Origin of the sequence: Microbacterium sp. B19 (assembly GCF_000333395.1) — a bacterium.
Taxonomy (GTDB): Bacteria; Actinomycetota; Actinomycetes; order Actinomycetales; family Microbacteriaceae; genus Microbacterium.
The window spans coordinates 1-5,563 of sequence record NZ_BADA01000203.1; the positions used below are offsets into that span (position 1 = coordinate 1).

Below are 5,563 nucleotides of genomic sequence, written 5' to 3' on the forward strand. Positions count from 1 at the left end.
AGGGTCGCGCGCGGCGAGCCGTGCAGCAGCCAGAGTCCGGATACCCCGCCGCCCGTGCCGACCTCGACCACGTTGAGGGCTCGCGAGGCGGCCGCGAGCACCGCGATCTGCGCGCCGACGGCGGGACTGATCGGGGCCGCACCCAGCTCCAGCGCGTGCGCGCGAGCGCGGGCGATGTGCTCGGGTTCGACCGTCGACTCCTGCACGAACCGCTCGTTCGCCTCGTAACCGCTCACGTGGACCTCCTCGCCCAGGCTAGACGGATGGCCCGTGTCGGCGGTCGAGGCGCGGCGGGTAATCTGAATCCATGTTCTTCGGGCTGACCATCGAGAAGCTTCTGCTGATCGGAGTGATCGCCGCCCTCATCATCGGCCCCGAACGTCTCCCGAAGTACGCCGAGAGCCTCGCGCGGCTGACCAAGCGCGCGCGAGAGACGATGCAGGGCGCGAAGACGCGCATGCGCGACGAGATGGGGCCAGAGTTCGACGAGGTCGACTGGCGCAAGCTCGACCCGCGTCAGTACGACCCGCGCCGCATCATCCGCGAGGCCCTGCTCGATGACACGCCCACGGCGACGATGCGCGCGGCCGGTGCCGCCGCCCTCGCGACGCAGGCGGCGGCCGACAAGCCGACGTTCGTCGCCGGCGAGTCGCCGCCATTCGACGACGAAGCGACCTGACCTCAGCTCACGCGCAACGGCAGAGCCCGACCGGGCAGTCCCCTCGGACGGACCGCCAGCGCCGCGGCAGCCGTGTCGATCGCGATCGACGCGGGGTCGTCGGGCCGCGCGATCACGACCGGGCGCCCGTCGTCACCTCCGGTCCGCAGGGCGGGGCTGAGCGGAACGGATGCCAGCAGCGGCACGTCCACGCCGTCGCTCGACAGCGCGCGGGCCACCGTCTCGCCGCCACCCGAGCCGAACAGGTCGAGCAATGTCCCGTCGGGGAGGACCATCGCCGCCATGTTCTCGATCACGCCGATCGGCGTCTGGCCGGTCTGTCGTGCGACGAGGCCGGAACGCACGGCGACATCCGCGGCTGCAGCCTGCGGCGTGGTGACGACGAGCACGTCGGCGTGGGGGAGCAGCTGACCCACCGAGATGGCGACATCGCCCGTGCCCGGCGGCATGTCGAGCAGCAGCACGTCGAGGTCGCCGAAGTACACGTCGGTGAGGAACTGCTGCACGGTGCGGTGCAGCATCGGCCCGCGCCACGCGACGGCGCCGGCGGCCTCCTCGCCCGGGCGGCGGAGGAACATGCCGATCGAGATGACCTTCACGCCATACGCGACGGGCGGGAGGATCAGGTCGTCCAGGCGCGTCGGAGCCGGCGGCAACCCGTCCGCATCGACCAGGCCGAGCAGACCCGGGATCGAGAAGCCGTGGACATCGGCATCCACGAGTCCGACGCGCAGGCCCCGGGCCGCGAGCGCGACCGCGAGGTTCGCGGTCAGCGTCGACTTGCCGACACCGCCCTTGCCGCTCGTGACCGCGATGACGCGTGTGAGGGAGTCGGGGCCGAAGGGCATCTCGCGCGCCGCGCGGCCGCCGCGGAGGCGTTCGGTGAGTGCGCGGCGTTCGTCCGGCGACATCACGCCGACGGCGACCTCGACCCCGGAGACACCGTCGACGGATGCCGCGGCGGCGCGGACGTCCCTCTCGATGCGGTCCGCGGCGGGGCAGCCGACGATCGTCAGGGCGATCCCGACCTGCGCGACGCCGTCGCGCACGGCGACATCGCGCAGCATGTCGAGTTCGCCGAGGGGACGGCGCAGTTCGGGATCGGTGACGGCGGCGACCGCGGCGCGCACGCGGTCGGCGACCGCCGCGCTCACGGGGTGGCCGGTTTCGGTTCGGCGCTGTCGTGGTCGTCCAGGCGTTCCAGCGCGGCCTTCAACTCGGCACGCAGGCTCTCCTTCGTGATCACTTCGTCGGTGAGGTCGCGCACGGCCATGCGCAGCGCGACGATCTCGCGGGCGAGGTACTCGGTGTCGGCGAGGTTGCGCTCGGCGCGCTGCCGGTCCTGCTCGATCTGCACGCGGTCGCGGTCGTCCTGGCGGTTCTGCGCGAGCAGGATGAGCGGGGCAGCGTACGACGCCTGGAGCGACAGGACGAGGGTCAGCGCGGTGAAGCCGATGTCGGCGGAGTCGAAACGCCAGGTGTCCGGCGCGAGCGAGTTCCACCCCATCCACACGACGCAGAAGAGCGTGAGCGACAGCAGGAACGTCGGGGTGCCCATGGCGCGGGCGACCCACTCCGTGAACCGGCCGAAGCGGTCGCGCGAGGGCTGCGGCGCGCGCGGCGCCAGCATCCCCGTGCGTCCGCGGGGGGCGTCGAGGGCGGTCTGTCGTTGTGCACGTGCCATCAGCGCCTCCTCGGGGTCTGCATGGGGATCTGGGGGATGCTCGCGGTCGCGGGCGGTCTGATCGTCGTCTTGGGTTTCGGATCGTCGCTGTCGTGCGTGCGCCAGTCGTCGGGCAGCAGGTAGTCGAGCACGTCGTCGATGCTGACGCAGCCGACGAGTCGGTGCGCCTGATCCACGACTGGCAGAGAGACGAGGTTGTAGCTCGCGAGCAGGCGCGCGACTTCCGCCGCCGATGCGTCGGCGGGCACCGGCTCGAGGGTGTCGTCGATGATCGCGCCGAGCCGCTCGTGCGGCGGGTAGCGGAGCATGCGCTGGAAGTGCACCGTGCCCAGCAGGCGACCCGTCGGCGTCTCGTACGGCGGGAGCGTGATGAACACGGATGCCGCGAGCGCGGGGTGCAGCTCGTGGCGGCGGATCAGCGCGAGGGCCTCGGCCACGGTGGCATCCGCCGACAGCACGATCGGCTCGGGGGTCATGAGACCACCGGCGGTGTCGGGGCCGTACTGCAGCAGGGCGCGGACGTCGTCGGCTTCCTCGGGCTCCATGAGCTCGAGGAGCTGCTCGGAGCGGGACTCCGGCAGCTGGCCGAGGAGGTCGGCCGCGTCGTCGGGCTCCATGGCATCCAGGATGTCGGCGGCGCGCTCGTCGCCCAGCTGCTCGAGGATGTGGACCTGCTCGTCCTCGGGCATCTCCTCGAGGGCGTCGGCGAGGCGGTCGTCGCTGAGCTCTTCGGCGACCTCGATGAGACGCTCCTCGGGCAGGTCGAGGAGGGTGTTCGCGAGGTCGGCGGGCTTCAGGTCGGAGTACGTCGCGACGAGCTGCTCGGCGGACTGCGCCTGCCCGGGCGTCTGCTGCTCACGCACGTCGTTCCACGCCGCGAACGTCGTCGCGCCCTTCGCGAACGGCGACGCGCTCGTGCGCGGGCGACGGAGGAAGAGCTGACCCACGTCCCATTCGCCGAGGCGGTTGCGCTCGATCGCGACGTCTTCGATGACGGCGTCGCCGGAGCCGTCCACGAGGTGCACGCGACGGCCGAGCATCTCCGCCATGACGCGGACTTCACCACCGCGCTGGTGGAAACGGCGCACGTTGATGAGGCCGGTCGTGATGACCTGGCCGGACTGGATGGATGTCACGCGGCCGATGGACACGAACACATGTCGGCGTCCGGGGATCTCGACGACGAGGCCCACGACGCGCGGTGCGGCGGAGGCGCGGTAGATCACCACGACGTCGCGCACCTTTCCCAGGCGGTCTCCCGCGGGATCGAACACCGTGCAGCCCGCCAAGCGGGCGACGAAAACCCTTTGCGTGCTCACCGTCCCAGCGTAGTCCGCGTTCTGTCGGGGGCATCCATCGGGCCCACAGGGCCGCGTGACAAGATGGTGAAATGAGCATGTTCGGGGGACCCGCCGGCACGGGAACAGACGATCTCGGGCAAGCGGTCGCGTCGTTTCCGAAGTACGAGAACGCGCAGAAGGCCGTGTCCGCCCTCATCGCGGGGGAGGTTCCCGCTCGGGACATCACGATCGTCGGCACGGGACTGCGGTCGATGGAGCGGATCACCGGTCGTCTCGGCTATGCCACGGCGGCACGCTCCGGGGCCCTGAACGGTCTGATGCTGGGCCTGCTGTTCGCCTTCATCTTCGTGCTCGGTACGCCGAACGCGCAGATCTCGGCCTTCGTCGGGGTGCTGCTGGTCGGCATGGCGCTCGGCATGCTGCTGAGCCTCGGCACGTACTCGCTCCTGCGGCGTCGCCGCGATTTCGCGTCGGTCACGCAGGTGGCCGCCGACCACTACGACGTGTTCGTCGCAGCGTCGAGCCTGGCGAAGGCCCGCGGGATCCTCGGGACGTCGGGCGCGATCCGTACCGAGGTCGTACGGCCCCCGGCCCCCACGAACGCCGCCCCGCCGCAGTACGGCGAGCGTGTGACGACTCCCGGCCCGGCGGCGCCCGCAGTGCCTCCGCGTCCGCCGGTGCCTCCGCGCCCCGCCGACGATGAGCCGCCGCGGTACGGGGAGCGCATCGCCCCGCCGGCGGCGGCGCCTGACGCCGGCACGCCGTCCGCGCCGGAGCCCTCTTCGGGCGCCGCGCCGGAGACTCCGGCTTCGGGGGAGTCCGACGCGCACTCCGGCACACCGCGCGAAGACCGGTGACGCCCCGTCCCGTCCGCATCCCCGTGGCGCTGCCGACGGGGGAGACCGAGGTGTCGGGTCTGTGGGCGGCCGTCCCGGGCGCGGACGCCACGATCGCGCTCGCACACGGCGCGGGTGCCGGGATGACCCACCCGTTCCTCGAGGGTCTCGCCGGGGCGCTGTCCGGCTCAGGCATCGCGGTGCTCCGGTTCGTCTTCCCGTACGTGGAGGCCGGACGACGGATGCCAGGCCCCGCCGCCCATGCCGTCGCCACGTGGGCGGGTGTCCAGGCGTGGCTCGAATCCGAGGGCGTCGGTGCCTTCGTCGCGGTCGGCAAGTCGTACGGCGGGCGCATGGCCTCCGTCGCCGCCGCCGAGGGAGCCGTCACGCCCCGAGCGCTCGCGTACCTCGGGTATCCGCTGCATGCGCCCGGCCGTTCGGACAAGCCCCGCGCGGACCACCTGCCGCGGATCTCCGTCCCGCAGCTCTTCGTCGAGGGGGAGAACGATCCGTTCATCGCCCCACGTGAGCAGTTCGATGACGTCGTCGCGACGTGCCACGACGCGCGCGTCCACTGGATCGAAGGGGCCGATCATTCGTTCGCCGTGAAGGGGAAGCGGCGGCCGGCGGAGGAGATCGGCGCCGGGCTGGCAGGCGTCGTGGGGGAGTTCGTGCGGGGGCTGTGAACCGGGGCGCGCGCCTGAGGACCGAATCTCACTCATGGCTTCCTAAGTTCGTCGGAGCCGCAGCGCGAAATACCGAGCAGCTCCACGGCCTTCCGGTCGCCGGGGAGCGATTCCTCGACGGTCAGTGTCATTCGCGGGGAGTCTCGAACCAGACGAACTTGAGTAAAGCTGAGCGGAAGACCGAGCGGCGCTTCGGTCCACTGTTCGCCGAGGACCTCGGGAATGCTCTGAACGAACGCCGCGACGTCGAAGTCCTCGTCGACAAAGACCTTCCATTGCCCGGTGTAGAACGCGCCCGGCTGATTCCCGAGCGCTAGCTCGTCGTCGCAGGGGTATGGCTTGAATTCGGGAGTCTTGGATACCTCCTTGGGATCCGG

The 5,563-nt window shown here is 71.4% G+C and carries 7 protein-coding genes and 1 pseudogene; 3 read left to right on the plus strand and 5 right to left on the minus strand.

The window, feature by feature from the left end:
• Positions 1-236: pseudogene (locus tag I5G_RS07550) on the minus strand (methyltransferase); the annotation flags it as partial.
• A 71-nt stretch (positions 237-307) separates the two neighbouring features.
• Here I5G_RS07550 and I5G_RS07555 point away from each other — a divergent pair.
• The gene (locus tag I5G_RS07555) at positions 308-679 is read left to right on the plus strand and encodes a twin-arginine translocase TatA/TatE family subunit (RefSeq protein WP_022878513.1); all 372 of its coding nucleotides are present in this window, start codon (positions 308-310) and stop codon (positions 677-679) included.
• A 2-nt stretch (positions 680-681) separates the two neighbouring features.
• Here I5G_RS07555 and I5G_RS07560 read toward each other — a convergent pair whose 3' ends face one another.
• Genes I5G_RS07560 through I5G_RS07570 form a run of 3 tightly spaced genes read right to left on the minus strand, consistent with a single transcriptional unit; the run spans position 682 to position 3,682 of the window.
• Positions 682-1,833, minus strand: a complete 1,152-nt coding sequence (locus I5G_RS07560; RefSeq protein WP_022878514.1) for an Mrp/NBP35 family ATP-binding protein — start codon at positions 1,831-1,833, stop codon at positions 682-684.
• Entirely contained in the window at positions 1,830-2,363 is a 534-nt protein-coding gene (locus I5G_RS07565; protein WP_022878515.1) for a DUF1003 domain-containing protein, read from the minus strand. Before I5G_RS07565 ends, I5G_RS07560 begins: the two co-directional genes overlap by 4 nt.
• Complete coding sequence (locus I5G_RS07570; protein WP_022878516.1) at positions 2,363-3,682, minus strand: magnesium transporter; 1,320 nt, start codon at positions 3,680-3,682, stop codon at positions 2,363-2,365. The genes I5G_RS07565 and I5G_RS07570 overlap by 1 nt, the downstream gene beginning before the upstream one ends.
• Before the next feature lie 71 nt (positions 3,683-3,753).
• On the opposite strand from I5G_RS07570, the gene I5G_RS21260 reads away from it, so the two are divergent.
• Both I5G_RS21260 and I5G_RS07580 read left to right on the plus strand, forming a co-directional pair.
• Positions 3,754-4,521 carry a general stress protein gene (locus I5G_RS21260; RefSeq protein WP_022878517.1) on the plus strand — a complete coding sequence of 256 codons (768 nt, stop codon included), beginning with the start codon at positions 3,754-3,756 and terminating at the stop codon, positions 4,519-4,521.
• Positions 4,518-5,186, plus strand: a complete 669-nt coding sequence (locus tag I5G_RS07580) for an alpha/beta family hydrolase (RefSeq protein WP_022878518.1) — start codon at positions 4,518-4,520, stop codon at positions 5,184-5,186. The genes I5G_RS21260 and I5G_RS07580 overlap by 4 nt, the downstream gene beginning before the upstream one ends.
• A 32-nt stretch (positions 5,187-5,218) precedes the next feature.
• On the opposite strand, the gene I5G_RS25800 is transcribed toward I5G_RS07580, so the two are convergent.
• On the minus strand, positions 5,219-5,563 hold a 345-nt coding region (locus I5G_RS25800), incomplete at its 5' end, for a hypothetical protein (RefSeq protein WP_026095746.1).

Bases quoted from the DNA above. Each gene is read 5' to 3' on its own strand.
- I5G_RS07555 (WP_022878513.1), top strand. From the start codon at position 308: ATGTTCTTCGGGCTGACCATCGAGAAGCTTCTGCTGATCGGAGTGATC.
- I5G_RS07565 (WP_022878515.1), bottom strand. From the start codon at position 2,363: ATGGCACGTGCACAACGACAGACCGCCCTCGACGCCCCCCGCGGACGC.
- I5G_RS21260 (WP_022878517.1), top strand. From the start codon at position 3,754: ATGAGCATGTTCGGGGGACCCGCCGGCACGGGAACAGACGATCTCGGG.